Annotated in this window: 13 protein-coding genes; all 13 read left to right on the top strand. The window is 46.4% G+C overall.

Annotated features, from left to right (window positions below):
* The first annotated feature begins 197 nt into the window (after nt 1-197).
* The 13 genes from BQ7997_RS13925 to BQ7997_RS13865 all read left to right on the top strand — a co-directional run bounded on the left by BQ7997_RS13925 (nt 198) and on the right by BQ7997_RS13865 (nt 24,195).
* Nucleotides 198-1,847, top strand: coding sequence for a DUF6377 domain-containing protein (locus BQ7997_RS13925; protein WP_073346936.1), 1,650 nt, complete (start codon nt 198-200; stop codon nt 1,845-1,847).
* A gap of 218 nt (nt 1,848-2,065) precedes the next feature.
* The gene (locus BQ7997_RS13920; protein WP_044653999.1) at nt 2,066-3,244 is read left to right on the top strand and encodes a glycerophosphodiester phosphodiesterase family protein; all 1,179 of its coding nucleotides are present in this window, start codon (nt 2,066-2,068) and stop codon (nt 3,242-3,244) included.
* Between the two features lie 31 nt (nt 3,245-3,275).
* Complete coding sequence (locus BQ7997_RS13915) at nt 3,276-6,272, top strand: SusC/RagA family TonB-linked outer membrane protein (RefSeq protein WP_022137084.1); 2,997 nt, start codon at nt 3,276-3,278, stop codon at nt 6,270-6,272.
* A gap of 14 nt (nt 6,273-6,286) precedes the next feature.
* Complete coding sequence (locus BQ7997_RS13910; protein WP_073346935.1) at nt 6,287-8,062, top strand: RagB/SusD family nutrient uptake outer membrane protein; 1,776 nt, start codon at nt 6,287-6,289, stop codon at nt 8,060-8,062.
* Nucleotides 8,063-8,117: 55 nt separating this feature from the next.
* The gene (locus BQ7997_RS13905) at nt 8,118-9,569 is read left to right on the top strand and encodes a hypothetical protein (RefSeq protein ID WP_073346934.1); all 1,452 of its coding nucleotides are present in this window, start codon (nt 8,118-8,120) and stop codon (nt 9,567-9,569) included.
* A gap of 19 nt (nt 9,570-9,588) precedes the next feature.
* The gene (locus BQ7997_RS13900) at nt 9,589-10,482 is read left to right on the top strand and encodes a fimbrillin family protein (RefSeq protein WP_073346933.1); all 894 of its coding nucleotides are present in this window, start codon (nt 9,589-9,591) and stop codon (nt 10,480-10,482) included.
* An 18-nt stretch (nt 10,483-10,500) separates the two neighbouring features.
* Complete coding sequence (locus tag BQ7997_RS13895; protein WP_073346932.1) at nt 10,501-12,648, top strand: fimbrillin family protein; 2,148 nt, start codon at nt 10,501-10,503, stop codon at nt 12,646-12,648.
* An 83-nt stretch (nt 12,649-12,731) separates the two neighbouring features.
* The gene (locus BQ7997_RS13890) at nt 12,732-13,634 is read left to right on the top strand and encodes a glycerophosphodiester phosphodiesterase family protein (protein WP_073347426.1); all 903 of its coding nucleotides are present in this window, start codon (nt 12,732-12,734) and stop codon (nt 13,632-13,634) included.
* Between the two features lie 19 nt (nt 13,635-13,653).
* Nucleotides 13,654-16,158, top strand: a complete 2,505-nt coding sequence (locus tag BQ7997_RS13885) for a family 20 glycosylhydrolase (protein WP_073347425.1) — start codon at nt 13,654-13,656, stop codon at nt 16,156-16,158.
* A 122-nt stretch (nt 16,159-16,280) separates the two neighbouring features.
* Nucleotides 16,281-17,924 carry a DUF6377 domain-containing protein gene (locus BQ7997_RS13880; RefSeq protein ID WP_073346931.1) on the top strand — a complete coding sequence of 548 codons (1,644 nt, stop codon included), beginning with the start codon at nt 16,281-16,283 and terminating at the stop codon, nt 17,922-17,924.
* Nucleotides 17,925-18,133: 209 nt separating this feature from the next.
* Nucleotides 18,134-21,139 carry a SusC/RagA family TonB-linked outer membrane protein gene (locus tag BQ7997_RS13875; protein WP_073346930.1) on the top strand — a complete coding sequence of 1,002 codons (3,006 nt, stop codon included), beginning with the start codon at nt 18,134-18,136 and terminating at the stop codon, nt 21,137-21,139.
* The gene (locus BQ7997_RS13870) at nt 21,139-22,674 is read left to right on the top strand and encodes a RagB/SusD family nutrient uptake outer membrane protein (RefSeq protein ID WP_083589240.1); all 1,536 of its coding nucleotides are present in this window, start codon (nt 21,139-21,141) and stop codon (nt 22,672-22,674) included. Before BQ7997_RS13875 ends, BQ7997_RS13870 begins: the two co-directional genes overlap by 1 nt.
* 30 nt (nt 22,675-22,704) lie before the next feature.
* A complete protein-coding gene (locus tag BQ7997_RS13865) occupies nt 22,705-24,195 on the top strand; it encodes a glycoside hydrolase family 30 protein (protein ID WP_073346929.1) in 1,491 nt (496 codons plus the stop codon).
* Nucleotides 24,196-24,208: the final 13 nt, after the last annotated feature.

Here is a 24,208-nt window from a genome sequence, read left to right as displayed (position 1 = left end):
AAAACCTGATTGGATATAATTTGAACTCATTTCTTAAAAGAATTGTAACATAGTTCTTATTTTATGCCGTTTTTTCTTTGCGATAGACCATTAACCTTTGTAATTTGTGAGTTATTTATAGTAAGATTACGAAGAAATTCTCTACATTTGTCTAATCAATCTCTTGAATCTTATACATACTAAAGTCTGTTCGCCCGATGAAAAAGAACTGCCTGTTATACCTTTTACTTCTATTTTCTTGTTCTTCAGTCCTTGCCGATGAGCGTTTGGACTCGCTGCTGAATGTACTTGATAAAACCATTAAGGAAGCCGATACTTATGTGCAGATTAAGGAGAACAGGCTTCGTGAGCTAAAGAGAGAAGCCGGAAAGACACCACCTGTTTCCATCGAACGATATAATCTGAATGATAGGATTTATTCTGAATACAAGGCGTATAGCTCCGATTCCGCACTCCATTATCTGAATGAAAACAAATTACTGGCACGGCAGTTGAACGACAGGGAACGTGAACTTAAAATTCAGTTGGAGCTGTCCTATCTGTTATCATCCATCGGAATGTATATGGAAGCGGCGGACATACTTAATTCCATAGACCGCCGGACACTTCCACAGTCTCTTCTGGGATATTACTATACATGCTATGAACACGTATATGCCGAAGCAGGAGCGGCGCAGCCGCGATACCGGATGTTTTCATCGCATTATTTCAAGTTGAGCCGTGCTTATCGGGATTCCATGCTGGTAGTTCTGGAACCCGCTTCGGATACCTACCTGTGGTTGCGTGAAACTCAACTGAAAGAAGCAGGGAAGTATAATGAAGCTCTTGAATTCAGTGACCGGCGGCTTTCGGAATCTCCATTCGGCACTCCCCAATATGCATTGGTGGCCTATCAGCGCTTCCGTCTTTTTGAAAGTATGGGGAAGAAAGACGAGCATTTATATTATTTGGTTCTTTCCGCTATTTCCGATGTACGTTCCGCCATCAAAGAACAATCCTCGTTGATGGTACTGGCACAGGAACTGCATGGCAAAGGAGATTTGAAACGTGCGTATGCATATATCAACTTCTCCTGGGAAATATCACAATTCTATAAAACGCGGTTGCGCAGTTGGATGAATATAACCCCGCTTTCCATGATAAACGGGAATTACCAGGATATCATCAGGAAACAAAACAAGGAACTGCTGATTTATATCGTATGTGTAGCCCTGCTTGCGTTATTACTGGTGATAGCGTTAATCTACATCTACCGGCAGATGAAAGCCCTTTCCGTTGCCAAGAAAGGATTGCAGGAAGTGAACGAACGACTCTTCTCACTGAATGAAGAACTGGAAGAGGTGAACCGGCATCTTCGTTCCACAAATTTAGACCTTTCCGAATCCAACCTTATTAAAGAAGCCTATATCGCCCGCTTCTTCAAGCTCTGCTCTGTCTATGTAGACCGTTTGCAGGCATACAGAAAGCTGGTAAACAAGAAATTGCAACGAGGACAAGTGGCCGAACTGTTGAAAATGACTCATCTTAGTAACGATATTGTAACAGTCGAAGTGCAGGAATTATATGCGAACTTCGATTCCGCCTTCCTGCATCTTTTCCCGAACTTCGTGGAGTCCCTCAATGCACTATTATTACCCGAAGAACAAATCGTCTTGAAACCGGACGAATTACTTAATACGGAACTGCGGATTTTTGCTCTGATACGTCTGGGTATTAAAGACAGTTCACAGATTGCGGAGCTTCTGCATTACTCAGTGAATACGATTTATAATTACCGCTCGAGAGTGAAGGCCAAAGCACGTGTTTCACGCGAAGATTTCGAAGAATTAGTAGCTAAAATACGGTAAACAAGTCTGTATCAAATCTACCTTTTGATACGGGCATAATGTAATTTAATGTATTGTTTATCAAATAATTGCCTTTTGGGGGATATTGTGAATATCCACTTATATTCCCTTTGCTATTTTTTATCGTAGCATTTCCATCTATTTTTGTCATAACCGAGCGGAACTAACATATTCCGCCCCGGGAACTTCTTTTTTTATTAACCTTTATAAAAACACACATGAAAAATGATTTGTTGCATTTTTCCATACCGGAAAAAGGAAGAAGAATGAAACGTCAGCTTGCGAGCTGGTTATGGTGTTGGGCTATTCTATGCGTATGCGGAATAGTCTGTATCGCCTGCTCTGACGATGATTCTGTGAAAAAGAACCCTTACCTGCAAACAAGTACTCGCGCCATGTTGAAAGAGGTGGTGGAGGTCAAGTTTAACAACATTGATGGAAATACCGATATTACTGTCGATTTTGGTGACGGGACGGTGAAAGAGGGGAAAGCAGCTACCCTCATTACTCATGCCTATACCCAAAGTGGCGACTATACCATGCACGTCACGGCAGGTCAGTATGAGGTACAGAAAAGAATCCGTATTTATAATCTGTTGGCACTGACGGAAGCGATGAAGCAATTCAGGGAACCGTCGAACAAGAAGGTATGGGTGATGACACACCGTGCGCATACCACCGACCGTACTATCCCCGAAAACTCGGTATCTTCCGTAGAAGATGCCATTGAGTCGGGAGCGGAAGTGATAGAGTGCGATACCCACGTGACAAGTGACGGAGTGGTAGTGGTATGCCATGACCAGACAATCAATGCCACCACGAACGGTACGGGCGACATCACAAAAATGACCTACGCGGAATTACAAAAGTACAACCTGAAAGACCGGAACGGTCGGGTAACCGATGAAAAGATGCCCACCCTTGAAGAGTTCCTGAAAGCGGGACGTGGCAGAATCTACTACAACCTCGATTATTCCCCGCGTACGGCTTCTTCCCAACAGGTAGTGGACATCGTGATGAAACTTGACATGATGGAGTCCGTATTCTTCTACTGTAACAGCGCGCAGAAAGCGGAAGAAGTGCTGGGAATTACAGCCAAAGCGCACGTCTATACGTGGACGGGCAACCACAAACCGATGATGGGACTGCCGGGTAACTACTTCGTGCAATACAGCTACCTGACAAACGGGAAAAGTACTCCGTTGGGAAGTTCCATCAACGATGGAATGCTGGCTACCGTGAATATGCTTCCTGCAAGCGGCAGCAGTGTATCCGAATGGACACTGAACGAGGACTATCTGGATGAACTCCTGCAAATCTATCCGATGGTATGTATGATACAGACGGATGTACCGGACTTGTTAATTCCGGCCTTGCAGACAAGAGGACTGCGTTAACTTTATCATTTACTATTAAAATCATCTATTTATGAGAAATATTCATTGCAAAATGTGTACCTGTCTGTTAGGTATATTGCTGATGCTGTTTTCCGGTATCCAGGCAAGGGGAGCTTCGTGGGAAGCGCAGCAGGAACGTAAAATATCCGGTACGGTCATCGACGAGAAGGGCGAGCCTGTCATCGGTGCTTCGGTGGTGGTTGTAGAGACGAAACAAGGAGCGATAACCAATATAGAAGGAAAATTCAGTGTGAATGCCCCGCAGAACGGTCGCTTGAAAGTGTCTTATATCGGATACGAAACACAGGAAGTAGCCATCAAAGACCGCCAGTCATTGAGAATCGTGTTGAAGGAAGAATCGACCGCTTTGAATGAAGTAGTGGTAATAGGTTACGGCACGATGAAAAGGAAAGAAATGACTTCGGCTATTTCGCACGTAGGTGCTAAAGACCTTAATCAGATTTCCAGTCTTGATGCTTCCATGCTCCTGCAAGGCAAGGTATCCAGTGTATCCGTTTCAAATACGGCTTTGGCCGATCCGAACAGTACGGGAAGCATTCAGATTCGTGGTATATCTTCACGTAATGCCGGCCTGGGCCCGTTGATTGTTGTTGACGGAGTGCCGGGCGGTGATATGACGAATATCAATCCGGCCGATATCGAATCTATCGACGTATTGAAAGACGGTGCGGCTTCTGCTATCTACGGTACACGGGGGAGTAACGGTGTCATCCTGGTAAACCTGAAGAAAGGAACAAGAGACGGGGAAGTGCATACTACATATAGCACCGCCGTTACTTTCAACAAGGCGAAGAAAGAACTGGATATAATGAACGCCGAAGAATATCGTGCCTACCGCACCGTATCCAATCCGCTTTCCGATATGGGAGCTACCACAGACTGGTTCGATGCCGTTACCCGCCTGGGTGTGACGCATATGCATACATTGACTTTCTCCGGTGGAAACGCGAGAACCAACTATCGTGTGACTGCCGACTACCGCAAGGCACAAGGTATCGACCTGCGTTCAGACCGCCGGGAATACGGTGCACGTGCCACTATCAGCCACACAACGAAAGACGGTCTGTTCACATTCTCCGCCAACATGACTCCGCGCGTAATCGACCGGAACAAATCGGCAAGCGTCTATGGCAGTGTTATCAAGAATAACCCGACCATGCCTATTTACGATTCCGAATCCGCCAATGGCTACTATCGTTTCCCTTCCGGAGGAGACAGTTCCAATATCGTCGAGCAACTGAACGAGGAAGAGAACGGAACGGAAATCAAACTGTTGGAGTGGAATGCTACGGCTGCCGTCAATCTGCTTCCCCTATTCAATCCGAAGAACCCGAATATGGTGCTGAAATCACAGGTGACCCTTTCACAATACCAGGTCGATAAGTTCAACGGATGGTTCACCCCGTCCACCTATGGCCCTAATGTCAACTCAAGCGTTGCCGGAAAAGCAAGCCGTGACTTTGACAAGAGCACCAGCAACAACCTGGAGTGGGTGACCAACTTCTCTACCCGCATCAAAGACCACCAAATCCGTGCAATGGTAGGATATAGCTATAACTACGGTGTAAGTTCGGGCATGGGCGCGGAAAACTGGGACTTCTCTTCCGATGGCTTGATGTACAACAATCTCGGTTCCGGCCTGGAAGCGGCGAAAGAAGGAAAAACAATGATGAGCTCTTACAAGAACGACCATAAGCTAATCAGCTTCTTCGGACGTGTCAACTACGACTGGAAAGAACGCTACCTGTTCACTTTCTCCCTGCGTCATGAAGGTTCTTCCCGTTTCGGCGAGAATCATAAATGGGGTAATTTCCCCGCAGTATCCGTAGGATGGCGTATCTCTGACGAGAAATTTATGAAAGGACTATCCTGGCTTGATGACCTGAAAGTACGTTATGACTACGGTGTCACCGGTAATCAGGAAATAGGAAACTATCAGTCTTTGGCTACTTATAAGGCATATGGCTGGTATCAGTATAACGGCAACAACTTCCACGTATGGGGGCCGAGCAAGAACGTAAACTCGGAACTCCGTTGGGAAAAGGGGCATAATCAGAATATCGGTCTGGACTTCTCACTCTTCAAGCACAAAGTGACCGGTTCTTTGAACTATTTCCACCGTAAACAGAGCGATTTGCTGGGTAGCTACTCCGTATCCGTTCCGCCCAACTTGTTTACCACTATTTATGCCAATGTGGGCACACTCCGCAACACAGGTTTCGAGCTTGACATAACGGTGAATGCAGTCCGTACAAAAGACTTCAGTTATAGCTTCACATTGGTGGGAGCTACCAATAATAACAAGTTTGTCAGCTTCTCAAACGACGTGTACAAAGGGCAGAAATATTACTCGACCTGCAACATGGCGAATCCCAACAATCCGGGATACTTGCAACGGATTGAAGAGGGAGAACGCATCGGTAACTACTACACCTACCGCTATGCCGGGGTAGACAAAAAGGGTGACTGGCTGATTTATGACAAGAAAGGAAATGTCATTCCGGTGGCTCAAGGAACGGAAGAAGACAAGGCAGTGACCGGAAACGGCTTGCCGAAATTCACTGGTTCTATGACGCACAACTTCACTTACAAGAACTTTGACCTGACCGTTGCCCTTCGTGGCGCTGCCGGATTCGATATATTCAACGTGCACGATTTCTATTTCGGATTGCAGAGCATGAGCACCAATCAGTTGACGACCGCTTATTCGAAGAATGCGCATATCACGACCGGCAAGAACGTGATTACCGACTATTTCATCGAGCCGGGTGATTACCTGAAGATAGACAATATCACTTTGGGATATACGATGAACCTGAATAAAAAGTATATCCAAAAGATACGCCTGTTCGGCACAGCCAACAATCTTTATACATTCACGAAGTTCACCGGTGTAGACCCCTCTACATACGAAGTGAACGGATTGACGCCGGGTACTTTCGGAGGAGGATACAACTACTATCCGTCTGCCTTCCAGTTTATTTTAGGTTTGCAAGTAAGTTTTTAAAAAAAGGAACGATTATGAAAATGACAAAATATATCATAGGATTGGGTATGATGGCGGGCGCTGTGCTGGGTTTGCCGTCCTGTACCGACCTGTCGGAAACGGTGTACGACCAAGTGATGTCCAAGAACTATTACAATACGAAACAGGATGTTATCAATGCCGTCTTCCGCCCCTTCGAACATATGTACTGCTGTATCTGGATACGCCATGAGAATGAGGAATTGCCCGCCGACCAGTTGATTACACCTACCCGTGGCACTTGGTGGTACGACGGCGGTCTGTGGGAAATGTATCACCGCCATCAATACGATGACATCAATCAGGGCGACTGGTTGAGTGAATGGGAAAACTTTTACGTAGGCATTGCCCAATGTAATATGGTACTGGATGACTTGAACCAGTTGAACCCGTCCTCTTTTGGCTTGAGTGACAATGAATTTGAAAGTTTCAAGGCACAATTGCGCTGTATGCGTGCCTGGGGATATCTCCGTCTGCTGAATACACATCGTAACTGCATCCTCACTACTACATCCGACCAGGCAGTAAATGAACTGCCGGAAAACCGGAAACAGGTAGAACCGCAGGTACTATTCGATTTCATCGAAAGTGAACTGAAAGACTACTGTCTTGCAGCTCTGCCTTCCAAGAGCGGGCAGTCCGGCAATGGCGCGCAACAAGGGCAATTTACGAAAGCTGCCGCCGCCTCTTTGCTAGTCCGTCTCTATTTGAATGCAGAAGTGTGGATTGGGCAGGCCAAATGGCAGGAATGTATCGACATGTGCAAGCGTATCACCGGCGGAGAATTCGGGCATTATGCGATTGCGGATAATTGGTACGAACCTTTTGACTGGAACAACGAAACGTGTAATGAAGTGATTTTCGGTTTCCCCGGTTCTTACGGACTTACTAGTTGGCATCTGCAAAATGACAGGAGAACGGTCTACGGGCGCGGCTTGCCTTACGGCAGCGCCTATTACCTGAAGATAGAAGGAAATGGCGAACGGAATCCGAAATACGCGCTTTCACCGAGCTATGACAACCAGCAACCGCGTGAACTGTTTGACTATGGATTGGGAATGGTTACCCGGAAGTTTGCCAAATATCAGGGAGATATACGGTATAAGCAATATACAAATACCGGTAACAATACACGCGAAGGCATGTTCTTCCTTGAAGGTAAGATTCCAAATTCCGCAGTTAGTGGGGGATATGCCAAGAATCCGGATAATCAATATGTGATTTACCTGCGTGACCAGGTAGGACGTTTCGAGGGAAACGCAGAGTCCGGCTATATTTCCAATCCGGCTTATAAGGAGTCGATATTGGGTAATGGAGATTTTAACTCCGGGCTCTATTGTGTGAAGTACCCGTTCTATCCGTTCACCGGAGGCTATTATATCGAGTCCGACTATACGGAGATACGTCTGGCGGAGATTATCTATTCGCAGGCTGAGGCTCTGCTCCGGCAAGGACAGGCAGGCGAAGCGGGCAAGCTGCTGAACAGCGTGCGTAAGCGCAACTATGAGAACTTTAACGCCAATATCGCTTATCAGCCGGAAGGCAATGTCGTGCTCGACCTGAAAGAAATGCTTGATGAATGGGGACGTGAATTCCTGGCGGAGAGCCGCCGGCGTACAGACCTGATTCGTTTCGGCAGATATCAGGAGGCATGGTGGGACAAGCCACGGGACGCGGACAAGCATTATGAGTTGTTCCCCTTGTCGCAGACCCAACTGGAGCAGAACGAATATCTGAAACAGAATCCGGGTTATCCTGATATTGCCCGATGAAATCGGCAGATTTGCGATTATTCTTATCTAATGTACAAGTTAAAAAAGAAAGAAAATGAAAAATAGTTTATTTATAATATCAAAGCTGTGTATGTTGGCTTTCATTATTCTGTTGGCACAAGGATGCCAGGAAGATTATGAGATGATAGACCCGCCTATGATGACTGATTATGACGATGATTTGGACGAAGAAGTGATTATGCAGAAAGGGTTGGAAAGTTACTTTGTAACCCAGTTCGGTGAGGGTGATATGGACGGTAGTTCCTGGGAGCAGGCGATGGACGCGGCAGGTTTCCGCAAACTGTTGAGCGGCTCTGTCGACCTTTCCAAGAGCACTATTTATATGAGCCAGGGCAAATATGTGATGTCCGAAGAGAGCGGGCTTGGCGTGATTATCCGCAAGAATGTGAAAGCGGTTAAAGGCGGATATAGCCAGTTTAGCGAAGGAACGGACGTTTCGGAACGGGATATAGACACGTATGCAACGATTATCAGTGGCGATGTGAACGGAAATAAGCAGGCGGATGCGGGAGACTGTGGATTGCTGTTGGTCAAGAAAGGGATTATCGGCATTGAGGGAGTCACTTTCCAGTATGGATATGTATCCGAAGCGGACGCGAGTACCACCGAATGCGGAAGTGGTATTTATGTAAGCGGCAGCGCGGGCGATACTTCCGTTGAACTGACTGACTGTGTAATCAGGGATTGTAAATCGACAGTGACGACTTCTCTTAAACAAGGGGGAGCGGCTGTCTTCATCCTGTCGGGACAAGTCCGGCTGAATAATGTAAAGCTTCTGGATAATACGTCGGTAGGTCGTGGAGGAGCTGTGCGTTGTAATAGTAAGACTGCTGTGGCATTAATGAATAATAGTTTGCTGAAAGGTAATTCCCATTCGGGTTCATGGGGCAATGGAATTCAGATGTCGGAAGGGCATATCTGCATGAACAATACTACGATTATAGAGAATGAAGGTACGGGTGCTGCCTTGAATGGTGGGGGAAGTTTCTTGCTTGTCAATAGTACGATTGTGGGAAATGGAAGTGATAGCCATGGGGCTGTCCGTTGCGAGACAGGAATTGGTGGGGATACGAAGTTTATCAATAACCTTTTGATTACCGAAAATCCTTCTGCTCCAAGTTTCAATCTGAACGGAAGCAATAAAGAAGCTTCATCAAAAGGCTATAACGTCTATCAACGCGTCATAGGCATTACGATGAGTACGCTTGATACGGCTTATCCCAATCCTGTGAACGGCACGCTGAATGAGGAAGGCGTTTATGTATGGGACATCAACCAGCTTGGTACGGTAAAAGGATATGCCACGAAGCAGGCGGTGATAGAGGTGGCAAAAAGTTTCAATCCGGTAGCTTCGCCCATTGTTAATCTGGGAGAAGCGTTTGTAGAGTGGGTTGGTGAGGATGCTTTCGGAGTAGACCAGCGTGGAGTGACCCGTAATGCCGACAAGATGCAGGCTGGCGCTTATGATGCCGTTCTGGCGAATTAAACTGTAAAACGACTGTAACATGAAAAAGATATTTTATATACTAGCTTTGGGCATCGGACTGGCCGGATGCTCCAATAACGAGGATGAATCGCTGCCGACGGGTACTTTCCCCGGAGAACGGGTAATCAGCGTTATAACAGAAGTGAATGAACCTCTGTCGCGTGCAGGATATGACGCAACGAATCTGGAACGCTTCGGATTAATGATTCGGAACAGTGAAAACGCCGCTTATAACTACCATAAACAAATGGTTGGCTCAGGAAACACCTGGAATACGTCTGACGGGCAACAAATGCTTTGGGATACGGAAAGAACGCCTGTAATGATGATAGCCTATGCGCCTTACACGGGTGAAGCCACTCCGGACGCTCCGTTAGCGGTGAACGCACTGACCAATCAGTCGGCAGAAGCGAATGTGATGGCATCCGATTTTCTGTTGATGAAAGAGACAATCGACCCGGAGAAGGATTTGACTGCCGATGGAAAGCTGAAAATCTCCTTAAATCATGCCATGAGCAAGCTGATTATTAAACTCACTGTCAATGGAACGGCGGATGCCGATATGGGTAAGTTGGGAGACATGGCTGTCAACGGGGCTGTCGTTAACGGCACTTGTGATTTGTCGGCAGCAGCTCCGGTAGTTGTTCCTGCGGCGGATGCGGCAGTAGCCACTGTGGCTCCCTATAAAGGAACGGAGTATTGCGAATGTATCCTACCCCCGCAAACGATAGCGGAAGGTTTCTCCATCAACTTCAGCTACGACGGGAAACTGTATATATGGACTGCCAAGGCAGCCGTCGAACTGGAAAAAGGAGTGGAACATACCTTGACTCTCAATGTAAATACAACTGCGCGATTGGCTGCCATGGTAGCCAGAGATTGGGCAACCGGTCAGCTTGTCGACCGGAATTAAAGAAGGAGGAGATAAACTATGAAGATTACAAAACTGATAATGGCTGCATGCATCCTGACGGGTATGGCAGCTTGTGATACAGATAAGGATATTGCAGTGTACGGTGAAGATTCCGGTGCTATTCAGATTGAAGCTGCCATTAATACGGCTTTCACCCGTAGCAATCCCGGTGCGGCGGGAGAACAGCAGAAGCAATTTAATGAAGGTGACCAAATCCAGTTGACTTGTGAAGACGGGTATCTGACTTATGCGCTCTCCGGCGGTAAATGGACACCGACCGATAACTACTATTTGAGATGGGGAGCGGAACCTGTTACTTACTCTGCCTTTTATCCGGTAGTGAACGGGGCAAGCACGCTCAATTTTACACTTCCCGCCAATCAGCAACGCCTGGAGAACCTGGCAAACGCCGATTATATGACTTGTACTGTGGCGAATGCCACCGACGACGGTTCCCGTATCCTTCGCCTAGGTATGAACCGGAAAATGGCGAAAGTCATTATGACACTGGCGGATGTAAGCGGACAAGGTAAGGTGCAAGGAGTGAAAATAGGCTCTTATCAAGGCTATATGAATGGGGAAGTGGTATCGGGTACTTCTTTGATATCACCGTTCATCACCATTCCCGAAGGCGGCAAGGCGGGACAGAACGGTTGCAGCTATACGGCTATTGTAGCTCCCGGCAAAGCGGAGACAACCGCTACATTCGTCTCTTTGAATTATCTCGGTGAGGACTTGGTGATGCCCGGCATCCCGGAACTGCAACCCGGAAAGTGTTATGAGTTCACCCTGAAGGTGGAAGGCTCGGTAATATCAATCAGTGAACCGATTGTTTCCCCGTGGGATAGCGGTACTATCCAGGGTGGAGACGCGGAAGAATTACAGTTTGCAGCCTACTATGTGAAAGAACAGCCGGCCGGAAATGCAACCGGTATGGATTGGGACAATGCCATGGGAGTGGATGCGCTACGTAATTTGTTGCAAACGAATGGCAACAGTGCTGTTTCCAATGCTAATGCTGTCAAACTGGATGGCAAGAAGATTTATGTAGCCGCAGGCTCTTATGAGATAGCGAAAGAAAACTCTGGCGTGAAGATAGAATATAGTGGTTACAGCAAACAAGTGGAAATAACGGTTGAAGGCGGATATGACCCTGCGAGTACGGGAACTGACCTGACGAAACGTGACACCGGCAAATATACGACTGCTTTTGTCAGGAATACGGGCAGTAATGCATCTGCTACAACTGACGCAATGTTTTGTCTTGGAAACCAAATAGATATAACTTTCGACGGTTGTACTTTTGACGGACAATATAAGCAAGGTGATAAAGGAAATGTGAATGGTTTTTATGCGGCGGCAGGTCAAGGCAACGCCAGCCTGCAATTGAAAAATTGTGTTGTGAAGAACTTCAACCGCAAAGGTGCTTCTGATGCAGGTTCGGCTATCAAGATAGCCAATGGAGATGTTTTCTTGGAATGTGTAGAACTTGTAGACAATTGGGCAAATAATCGAGGTGGAGCTATTCTGGTAGGTAATAATAATACTCCTCTATTATTTATGAACAATTGCCTTTTGCGTGAAAATTATGCATCGGAAGCCTGGGGTACTGCTATACATGCTGGAAATGGGTATATTTGTATGAATAATACAACTGTACTTGGCACTACGGGTACAAGTAAGAATAGTATTACTGTCAACGGAGATGCTCGCTTTATGCTTTCCAATACCACGATTGTTGGTAATTCGGGCAATCCTAACGGAGTATTCCGTGCAGGAAAGGGGGCTTCTCTTATAGTCAACTCCCTTTTCGTCAAAGGAGCAGGAACCAAGACAATTTATGCCGGTAATATAACTTCCAAAGGATACAACGTATATCAGGCGGCAGATCCCAATTGGGGGGCTATCGGTACCGATACGGACTATTCATCTCAAACTCTTCCGGCTGCTTCGTTGACTGACGGTGTTTACCAATGGACTGTGGCTAGTATTATTGACGAATTTGCAACCCGACAGGCTGTTATTGACGCGGTGAAGTCTTTCGATGTGACTGTGGGACAGCAATTTGTAGATTGGGTGGGTGAAGAAGGCTTTGGCGTAGACCAGCGTGGAGCAATTCGTAATGCAAACAAGATGCAGCCCGGAGCTTATGATGCCGGATTGTAATTGCAGCATAAAAGTAGTTCTGCAATAAAAAGGTAGAACGTTGAATATAATTAAGTAAGAAAATTAAATAACTGATGAAAGATATGAAGAAAAGCAAGTTCATTGTGCTTTTGTTACTGTTCTGTTTGCAGCCGGGTTTCCTGGCTGCACAACGGGCGGAAGCTATTCGTAAAGATGTGTTGAATCCGCGCCTGGACAAAGTATTGGTGGTGGCGCATCGTGGAAATTGGAGTATTGCCCCCGAAAACTCCGTGGCAGCCATCGACAGTGCTATCCAGATGAAAGTCGACATTGTGGAGATAGATATCCGTAAGACGAAAGACGGACAATTAGTACTGATGCATGACGATACGATAGACCGCACCACCAATGGTACAGGCAAAGTGAAGGATAAGACATTGGCTGAAATCAAGCAACTCCGGTTGAAGGATAAAGACGGCCGGCTGACGGAATATACCGTTCCCACTTTAGAAGAAGCATTATTGGCCGCCAAAGGTCAAATCATGGTGAATCTGGACAAGGCTTACAACATCTTTGATGATGTATATGCTATATTGGAGAAAACCGGCACTGCCGATTTAGTTATTATGAAAGGTGGTCATCCGGTAGAGACGGTGAAACGTGAATTCGGCTCTTACCTGGATAAAGTAATCTATATGCCCGTCGTAACGATTGACGATGAGAAATCGGTAAAAGTTATCGAGGACTATATGGAGCAGTTGCATCCCGTTGCTTTTGAATTGTGCTACCGGAATCCTTCGAGCACAGTACCTGTCAGGATGGAACGCCGACTGGCGGGAAAGAGCCTGATTTGGTATAATACCTTATGGGCTTCTTTAGCGGGAGGACATGACGATGAATTCGCGAAAAAAGACCCGGACGCAAGCTATGGATATCTCATTAATACATTAGGAGCAAGAATCCTGCAAACAGACGCTCCGGCTTACATGCTCGATTATCTGAGAAGCAAAGGATGGCATGACTAATCACCAAGAAACGAAACTTATGAACGATATACGATTTTCTTTATTGGCGGGATGGCTGTGTGTCTTACTCATGGCGGGCGGTTGTAAATCAGCGGATGATTCCAAAGCTCCGGTATCTCTGACCTGGGAAATGGGAAATTACGATGAAAACGGCAAATATTATGAGAACTCATTTGTATTGAAGAACATTTCCGCTGCTCCTTTAGGAAAGGACTGGGAGATTTTCTACTCGCAGTTTCCCCGTAAAATCCTGCCGAATGCTTCATCATTGGTAAAAGTAGAGCAGGTAAACGCTACCTATTTTAAAATGTATCCGGGTGAGGGCTTTGCCTCATTAGCTCCGGGAGATTCCCTGACAGTGATTTTCAAGTGTGACGGCGAAGTGCCGAAGAACTCGCACGCACCCGAAGGCGCTTATTGGGTAAGCTGGTCGGGTGCATCCAAAGGAAAGCCGCTTCCTGTGGTGTTGGATGCCATTCCATTACCCGTTACAGAATGGCAAAAGTCTGCCGCACAAAAGACTTACGACACCAATCTTCGTTTGGCGAACGCACGTACCTCGGAATTCCGTTCGGCAGATATCATACCTTCCGTAAAGAAAGTACTTCCCGCCGAAGGGGAAATCTTATTGGAGAAGCAACTTGCCTTGACATTCCATGACGATTTTGCAAACGAAGCAAAGCTCCTGAAAGAGAAACTGACCGGATGGTTCGGACTGGAAATAGCACCGGAAGCTCCGGTGACTATCGTTCTTGATTATCTCACGGACGATAAAAAGGCAGTAAATGAAGAATATTATGAACTTCATATTGCCGGACAGCAAATCAGAATCAACGCTGCTACTCCGCACGGAGTTTTTAATGGAACTCAAACTCTGTTAGGACTGCTGAAAGGGCAGGACAGCCCGTTACGCCTGGAAGCAATGTCTATCCAAGACTATCCGGATTTAGTATACCGGGGACAGATGATTGATATTGCCCGCAATTACACAACAGTTGATAATCTGAAGAAACTCATAGATATTCTTTCTTCCTATAAACTGAATGTGCTCCATTTCCATTTCTCGGACGATGAAGGCTGGCGCCTGGAAATTTCGGGCTTGGAAGAACTGACAACAGTCGGTGCGCGACGGGGACATACCACCGATGAACAGGAATGCCAATACCCTGCCTACAACGGTGGATACGACCCTTTTTCCGCTACAACGGGAAACGGCTATTATACCCGTGCCGAATTTATTGATTTCCTGCAATATGCAGCGGAAAGGCATATACAGGTCATCCCTGAAATAGAATCTCCCGGCCATGCCCGTGCAGCCATTGTTTCGATGAAAGCAAGATATAATAAGTACATTGATACTGACCCGGAGAAAGCGAAGGAATATCTCTTGAGTGACTTGCAAGACACTTCCCGCTATATTTCCGCACAAGCCTATACGGATAATGTAATGAATGTAGCCTTGCCGTCAACCTATCGGTTTATGGAAAAGGTGATTCAGGAAATAGTGGCGATGTATAAGGAAGCCGAAGTTCCTTTGACTACTATCCACCTGGGTGGTGACGAAGTAGCGCGGGGTGCGTGGATGGGTTCTCCTTTGTGCCAGGCATTGATGGAAGAACATGGAATGGCAAAGGCGCATGACTTGGCCGAGTATTTCATCACCCGGGTGGTTGACTGCCTGCAACAGTATAACTTGTCTTTTAACGGTTGGCAGGAAGTAGCTTTGGAGCATAAACCGGAGACTCATGCCTATTTGTCCCGGCATGCAGCCGGCATCAACTCATGGAAAACGGTTCCTGAATGGAAAGAAGACGAGATTCCTTATCAGATAGCCAACAATGGCTATCCGGTGATTCTCTGCAACGTGAACAACTTCTATCTGGATTTGGCTTATGACGCCCATCCCGATGAACCGGGACATTTTTGGGGCGGATATGTGGATGAGTCCAAAGCATTCTCCATGCTTCCGTATGACGTTTACCGTTCTTCCCGTACGGACATGGCAGGCAACCCGGTCGATGTAAGCGCCGCAGGAAAAGGAAAAACAACACTGACCGCATCAGGCAGGGAAAATATAAAAGGCGTGCAGGCACAACTGTTTGCCGAAACGATTCGAGGATTTCAATGGGTAGAATATTATATGTTCCCGAAAGTAATGGGACTGGTAGAACGCGGTTGGAATGCGCACCCGGATTGGGAAGCCCTTTCCGGCGTGGCGGAACAACAAGCCTTTGACCGGGATTTGGCACTGTTCTATGAAAAAATCAGTGTGAAGGAAATGTCTTACTGGAGCCGGATAGGGGTAAACTTCCGTTTGCCTCATCCCGGGCTCTCTGTCAAAGACGGACTTCTGTACGTCAATACCCCTATCGCAGGCGGACAGATACGTTATACGACGGATGGCACGGAACCAACGGTTGAATCAGTACTTTGGGAAGCTCCCGTAGCTTGCGGGGCAGCTATGGTGAAAGCTAAATTATTCTTTAAGGATAAGCAAAGTGTAACCAGCCTTTATATGCGGTAGTTAGCGGATAGGTATATAGGTGTACTTTTAATTTCTGTCTGTTTTATACTTTAGAATACGAAGATTTTCTCTACATTTGTCTTTATTAGTCTTGTAATCTTCTATTAAAGTGTAATACTCCGATGAAAAAAAAGTACCTGTTATTCTTTTTGATTCTTTCTTTTCCACTATATACCTGGGCCGGCAAGACCCTGGATTCGCTGCTCAGTGTGCTTGATTTGACCATTCAGGAACATGAAAAGTACGTTGTACAACGTGAATCCCGCATCGTGCATCTTAAAGATTTAGTACACGGAATAGAAGCCAGTTCTGCGGAACATTACAATCTGAACAGTCAGATATACAAAGAATACAAAGCCTTTATCTGCGATTCTGCAATCCATTATTTGAATGAAAATATCCGGATTGCAGAACGCTTGCATGATACCGACCGCAGAATAGAAAGTAAATTGCAACTTTCATTACTATTGTCCTCGACAGGAATGTACACGGAATCTATTGATGTTTTAGAATCCGTAGACCGGAGAGAAGTAGCTCCCCGTCTGATTCCCGATTATTACACCTGCTTTGACCATGTATATGGTGAACTGAGCGTATATACACAGGATAAGACACTTTCGGGACATTACTGGAGTATATCGCAGGCATATAAGGACTCCTTGTATGCTATATTACCCCATGAATCCGAAGAATACCTGCTGATGCACGAAGCGCTGCTTCGTGACCGTCACCAGTATGAGGAAGCCTTGAAGATAAACGACATCCGTCTGGCAGAAGCCGAACCCAATACCCCGCAATATGCATTGGTTACTTATCACCGTTCTCTCATTTATAAATATAGCAATGACAGGCAAGGCGAGAAAGAGAACCTGTGCCTTTCCGCCATTTCCGATATTCGTTCTGCCATTAAAGACCATGCATCGTTATGGATGCTTGCGCAGTTGCTTTACGAGGATGGCGATATGGAACGTGCATATCAGTGTATGCGCTTTTCCTGGAATGCGACCAAATTCTATAATGCCCGCCTGCGTAGCTGGCAAAGCGCCGATGTACTTTCGTTGATTGACAAGACCTATCAGGCCATGATTGAGAAACAGAACGACCGTTTGCAACAGAATCTGCTGCTGATTACCGCATTGCTGGTCTTGTTGATGGTAGCTTTAGGCTATATTTACCGCCAGATGAAGAAGCTGGCAGACGCCCGTAATCATCTCCAGGTGGCTAACGGGCAATTAAATGGATTGAATGAAGAGTTGAGACAGATGAACAGTTGCCTGTCCGCTACCAATATCGAACTTTCGGAATCCAACCAGATTAAGGAAGAATATATCGCCCGCTTCATCAAGCTATGCTCTACCTATATCAACCGTTTGGATGCCTATCGCCGCATGGTGAACAAGAAAGTATCCGCCGGACAGATAGCGGAACTGTTAAAGATAACGCGCTCACAAGATGCGCTTGATGAAGAGCTGGAAGAACTTTATGCTAACTTTGATACGGCTTTCTTGCATCTCTTCCCCGATTTTGTGAAGAAGTTCAATGATCTGTTGCAGGACAATGAACGGATTGTGCTGAAGAAAGACGAGTTGCTGAATACCGAATTACGAATCTTTGCCCTGATACGCCTGGGCATTGAAGACAGTTCGCAGATTGCGGAATTTCTCCGTTATTCGGTGAACACAATTTATAACTACCGGGCGAAAGTGAAGAATAAAGCTCGTGGTTCGCGAGAGGATTTTGAAGATTTAGTACGAAAAATCCGCTGATTGGAACTGTAAACTATCCACTTTTTTAGAGATGTAAACTAGAGGTAATGCGTTGGTAATAAATGGGTTGAATCTTTTGATAATCCACTTATTGACCCCTCTTCGTGAGCTCACCTCGATTTCTTTATACTTTTGACCTGTGCTTCGAAAGCAATGGGACAAGCTCCGTTGCAGACGAACGTTTATTATTAACTTTTAAATTAGTACGCATGAAAAAGAACAGGCGAAAAATCCTTTCGGGGAGTCGCAAGATTTTCTTTGCTATCCTTGCAATGTTTTTATCTTTGAGTGCAAATGCACAGCAAATTACCGCGTCCGGTCAGGTCATGGATGCCCAAAAAGAGCCGCTTATTGGTGTCAGTGTACAGGAGAAAGGTACATCTAATGGAGCAATCACCGATTTGGATGGTAACTTCACGTTAAATGTGAAACAAAATGCCATTCTGATATTCTCGTATGTGGGTTACAAGTCGCAGGAGATGAAGGCAGTCCGCCAGATGAAAGTCACGCTTCAGGAAGACAATGAGGTGCTTGACGAAGTGGTGGTGATTGGTTATGGCTCAGTGAAACGGAAAGATGTCACTACCGCTATCTCTTCCGTATCCACCAAAGACCTGGATATGCGCCCTATCGTATCGGCAGGTCAGGCTATCCAGGGAAAGGCAGCCGGTGTGTCGGTGATTCAGCCTAATGGTACGCCGGGTGGTGAAATGTCTATCCGTGTGCGTGGTACGACTTCGATGAATGGTAGTAACGACCCGCTGTATGTAGTGGACGGAGTGCCCGTAGACAACATCAAATTCCTTTCTCCGAACGATATTGAGAGTATGCAGATTCTGAAAGATGCTTCTTCGGCTTCTATCTACGGTTCCCGAGCTGCCAATGGTGTAATCCTGATTACCACCAAAGCCGGTGCGACAGGAAATGCGAAAGTATCTCTGACGGCTCAGTTCGGATTGAACAAAGTAGCGGATAAGGTAGAATCCCTGAACTCTGCGCAGTACAAAGAGTTGCAGGACGAAATCGGGCTTGTTTCCTTGCCGGACGGATTGCCCGACCGCACAGATTGGTTTGATGAAACCTATACGACCGGAAAGACACAGAATTACCAGGTAGCCGTATCCAACGGTAACGAGAAAATGAAATATTACCTTTCCGCCGGATACCTGAAAGAACAGGGAGTACTCGACATCTCTTACTACAAACGCTATAACTTCCGTGTGAATCTCGAAAATCAGGTTCGCAAATGGCTGACCGTGAGTGCCAACATCTCTTATTCGGATTATACCAGCAACGGCGGTGGCGCCATGGGAACCGGTTCTAATCGCGGCGGCGTCATCCTGGCGGTTATCAATACACCGACCTACGCACCTATTTGGGATGCCTTGAATCCCAACCAATACTATAATAACTTTTATGGTGTGGGCAATATCACCAACCCGTTGGAAAATATGGCACGCGCAAAGAACAACAAGGATAAGGAGACCCGCTTGTTGGCTTCGGGTAATGTATTGCTGACTCCTTCCCCCGACTTGAAATTCAAGTCCACCCTTCCCTTTGACCGCCGTAATGCTGTCAACACTACTTTTCTCGACCCTGTCTCTACCACTTGGGGACGTAACCAATACGGTGAGGCTTCGGACAACCGGAATATGAACACCGTTCTGACATTTGACAATGTACTGACTTACAATAAGAACTTCAAGAAGCACGGGCTGGAAGTGATGGCAGGTTCATCTTGGACGGACTCTGATTATTCTAACAGTTGGATTAACGGTTCGCATTATCGCAGCGACCAGATTCCGACGTTGAATGCTGCCAATAAAATATCATGGGACAACACCGGAACAGGCGCTTCACAATGGGGAATCATGTCTTTCTTCGGACGTGTTGCCTATAATTTCGACAGTAAATATCTGCTGACAGCCAATCTCCGTGCCGACGGCTCTTCCAAACTGCATCCCGACCATCGTTGGGGAGTATTCCCGTCGTTCTCTGCCGCATGGCGTATCTCTTCAGAGAAGTTCATGCAGAACCTTACATGGATTGATGACTTGAAACTGCGTGGTGGCTGGGGACAGACTGGTAACCAGTCGGGTATTGGGGATTATGCCTACCTGCAACGCTACAATATCGGACGTATCGAATGGTTCAAGAAAGGCGAGGAAGGGGACAAGACCGACTATGCAAATGCCGTCCCCACTATCAGCCAGGCAAACTTGCGTACATCCGATTTAACCTGGGAGACTACTACACAGACAAATATCGGTCTGGACTTGACAATCCTGAACGGACGGCTGACTTTCAATGCCGACTATTACTATAAGAAAACCAAGAATATGTTGATGAACGTCTCACTGCCTGCCGGTGCTGCCGCATCCACTTCCATTGCCCGCAATGAGGGGGAGATGGTGAACAAAGGCTTCGAGCTTTCTATCAGCTCGAAGAACTTCCGAGGCGGATCCTTTACCTGGGATACGGATTTCAACATCTCTTTCAACCGTAATAAACTAACGAAACTGGAACTGCAAAAAGTATATTACGACGCAAAAACATCGGACGTAATCAATGACTATGTGGTACGTAATGAGCCGGGACGCGCTTTGGGTGGTTTCTACGGTTATATCAGTGACGGCGTAGACCCCGAAACCGGTGAACTGATGTATCGCGACTTGAATAATGACGGAAAGATTTCGTCGTCCGACCGTACCTATATAGGTGACCCGAACCCAGATTTCACCTACGGTATGACGAATACATTTTCCTGGAAAGGCTTCAACCTGAGTATCTTTATCCAGGGCTCTTACGGAAACGACATCTATAACGCTTCGCGCATTGAAACGGAAGGTATGTACGACGGCAAGAACCAGTCGACCCGCGTCCTGAACCGTTGGAAAATCCCCGGACAGATAACAGATGTACCTAAAGCCAATTTCAAGCTGCTCAACTCCACTTATTTCGTGGAAGACGGTAGTTACCTGCGGCTGAAAGATGTTTCCTTATCCTACAACTTCAAAGGCAAACTTCTGAAGAAATGGGGCATCACCCGCCTGCAACCCTATTTCACCGCCAGCAACCTGCTGACATGGACCAGCTACTCCGGTATGGATCCGGAAGTAAACCAATGGGGAAATAGCGGTACGGTACAAGGTATTGACTGGGGTACGTATCCGCATTGCAGGTCATACGTGTTTGGTATAAATGTTGAATTCTAATGAAAGGAAAGATTATGAAACTAAAATATCTATTTTGCGGATTAACATCCGGTTTACTGTTGGGACTTTCTTCCTGCTCACTGAATTATGAGCCATTAGATACTTATTCGGATGTGACGGAAGGAGTAACGGACAATGGTACAAAGATTGTGTTCAAGGATAAAGCGGCGGTTGAAAGCCACCTTACAACGCTTTATAATCAGATGCGCGACCGCCAGGAACACTGGTATGTGGACTTGCTGCTGATATCAGACTCTCACGCGGATAATGCCTATGCCGGCACTACGGGAGCAGAAGTAGTCCCGTTTGAGAATAACTCCATTGAAGGTTCCAACTCTGTATTGGAACGTGACTGGAACCGCTATCTGGAAGATGTGGCCCGTGCCAACAAGTTGATTTGTAACATCGATCTGGTGACCGACAATTCGTTGACTACCACCGAACGGGCACAATACAAAGCCGAAGCAAAGATATTCCGTGCCATGGTTATGTTCGATATGGTTCGTCTTTGGGGAGACTTCCCCGTCATTACCACCGTGGCGGACGATATCACCTCTGAAAATATTGATGATGTATATCCACAATATTTCCCGGAGCAGAACACGGAACTTGAAGCCTATCAGCAGATTGAGAAGGACTTGCTGGACGCAGTGCTTTATGCTCCGGACAATACGCCGGGTAATAAGACATTGTTTACCAAATCGGTAGCCCGTACATTATTGGCAAAGATTTATGCGGAAAAGCCGTTGCGCGACTATGCAAAAGTGATTCAGTACTGCGATGAAGTAAAAGCCGACGGATTCGACCTTGTGGACGATTTCAGTGATTTGTTTGGAATGAATGATGCCGGAACGGATGCGAAGATGCGCAATACAAAAGAATCTATCCTGGAAGCCCAATTCACTCCCGGAGCCGGAAACTGGTGTTCGTGGATGTTTGGTCGTGACTTGGTGAACTGGAATACGAACTTCACTTGGGCAAAATGGGTAACGCCATCCCGCGACCTGATTAACGCCTTCAAGAAAGAAGGGGATGAAGTCCGTTTCAAAGAGTCTGTTGTCTATTATGACTGCCAATGGAGCAATTACTACCCGTCGGACAATTACCCGTTCATGTACAAATGCCGTTCGGCAAACAGCAGCATTATTAAATACCGCTATGCCGACGTATTATTACTGAAAGCGGAAGCACTGATAATGCAGGACACGCCGGATTTGGATGCGGCTGCCGATATTATTGATGAGATTCGCGGGCGTGCCGGACTGGGAGCACTTTCGGTTTCCACCCGTTCTAATAAGGATGCTATGCTGAACGCACTGCTTAAAGAACGCCGTTTGGAACTTGTCTTCGAGGGACAGCGCTGGTTCGACCTTGTCCGTCTGGATAAAGTGGAAGAAGTGATGAATGCGGTGTATGCCAAAGATTCCGGGCGAAAAGCACAGGTTTACGTTTTCGACAAGACTTCCTATCGCTTGCCTATCCCGCAATCGGTCATTGATGCGAACGATAAGATTCAGCAAAATCCGGGGTATTAATTCAATTCAAAAACATATAAACTCAAAAATATGATTAACATGAAAAATATAGCATTGACCTTATTAGGATGCTTCACCATATTGGCTGCTTGCAGCAACAGTGACGACGCGGAAAAACCGGTTGCGCCCGTTCCGACCGGAGACGTGACCATTTATACGACAACCAACAGTCTGACCCGCGACCTGGCTCGTGATGCCGTTAATTTCAGTTCGAAAGACAACTTGGCACCTACTTCAATCACTCTGAACCCTGCGGAGCAGTATCAGACTATGGACGGATTCGGAGCCGCTATCACAGGCGCTACCTGCTTTAACCTACTGCAAATGAAACCGGCAGACCGTCATGCTTTTCTTACGGAAACCTTCTCTGATAACAGTGGTTTCGGCTTTAGCTATATCCGTATTTCCATCGGTTGTTCGGACTTCTCATTGAGCGAATATACTTGCTGTGATACCAAAGGCATTGAAAATTTTGCTTTGCAGAGCGAAGAAAAGAATTATATCCTGCCTGTTCTGAAAGAGATTCTGTCTATCAACCCTTCCATTAAGATTATGGCTGCACCCTGGACGTGCCCGCTATGGATGAAAGTGAAGAGCCTGACAGACCTTACCCCGCTTACGTCCTGGACAAACGGGCAGTTAAATCCCGCTTACTATCAGGATTATGCTACTTATTTTGTGAAATGGGTACAGGCATTCAAAGCCGAAGGAATTGATATTTATGCCGTCACTCCACAGAACGAACCGTTGAATCGTGGTAACTCGGCTTCACTCTACATGAGTTGGGAAGAACAGAGGGACTTTGTGAAAACTGCTCTCGGCCCCCAATTCGCTGCTGCCGGACTGTCTACAAAGATTTATGCATACGACCATAATTATGATTACAGCAACATTGAATCGGAAAAGAACTATCCCGGCAAAATGTATGAAGACGGAGAAGCTTCCCAATACCTGGCAGGCGCAGCCTATCACAATTACGGCGGCGACCGTGAAGAACTCCTGAATATACACAAGGCGTATCCGGACAAAGAACTCCTGTTTACGGAAACTTCTATCGGAACTTGGAACAGCGGGCGTGATTTATCGAAACGACTGCTCGAAGACATGAAAGAAGTGGCATTGGGCACGATTAACAACTGGTGTAAGGGCGTTATCGTCTGGAACCTGATGCTTGACAATGACCGCGCCCCCAACCGTGAAGGCGGCTGCCAGACTTGTTATGGAGCGGTAGATATTAGCAACAGCGATTATAAGACGATTATCCGTAACTCCCACTACTATATCATCGCCCACCTTTCAAGCGTTGTGAAGCCGGGAGCCGTGCGTATCGGTGCAACAGGTTATTCTGACAGCAATATCATGTATTCTGCTTTCGAGAACCCGGACGGGACGTATGCCTTTGTACTGATGAACAACAACGAAAAGACAAAGAAAATAACCTTCAGTGACGGTAAGCGTCATTTTGCCTATGATGTTCCGGGCAAATCAGTGACCTCTTACCGTTGGGCGAAGTCGGAATAAGAACCTTAAAACG

The organism is Bacteroides congonensis (assembly GCF_900130125.1).
In the GTDB taxonomy this organism is placed as follows: Bacteria; Bacteroidota; Bacteroidia; order Bacteroidales; family Bacteroidaceae; genus Bacteroides; species Bacteroides congonensis.
The sequence above is the reverse complement of the archived record's forward strand: the minus strand, read 5'-3'. Positions and strand labels throughout refer to the sequence as shown.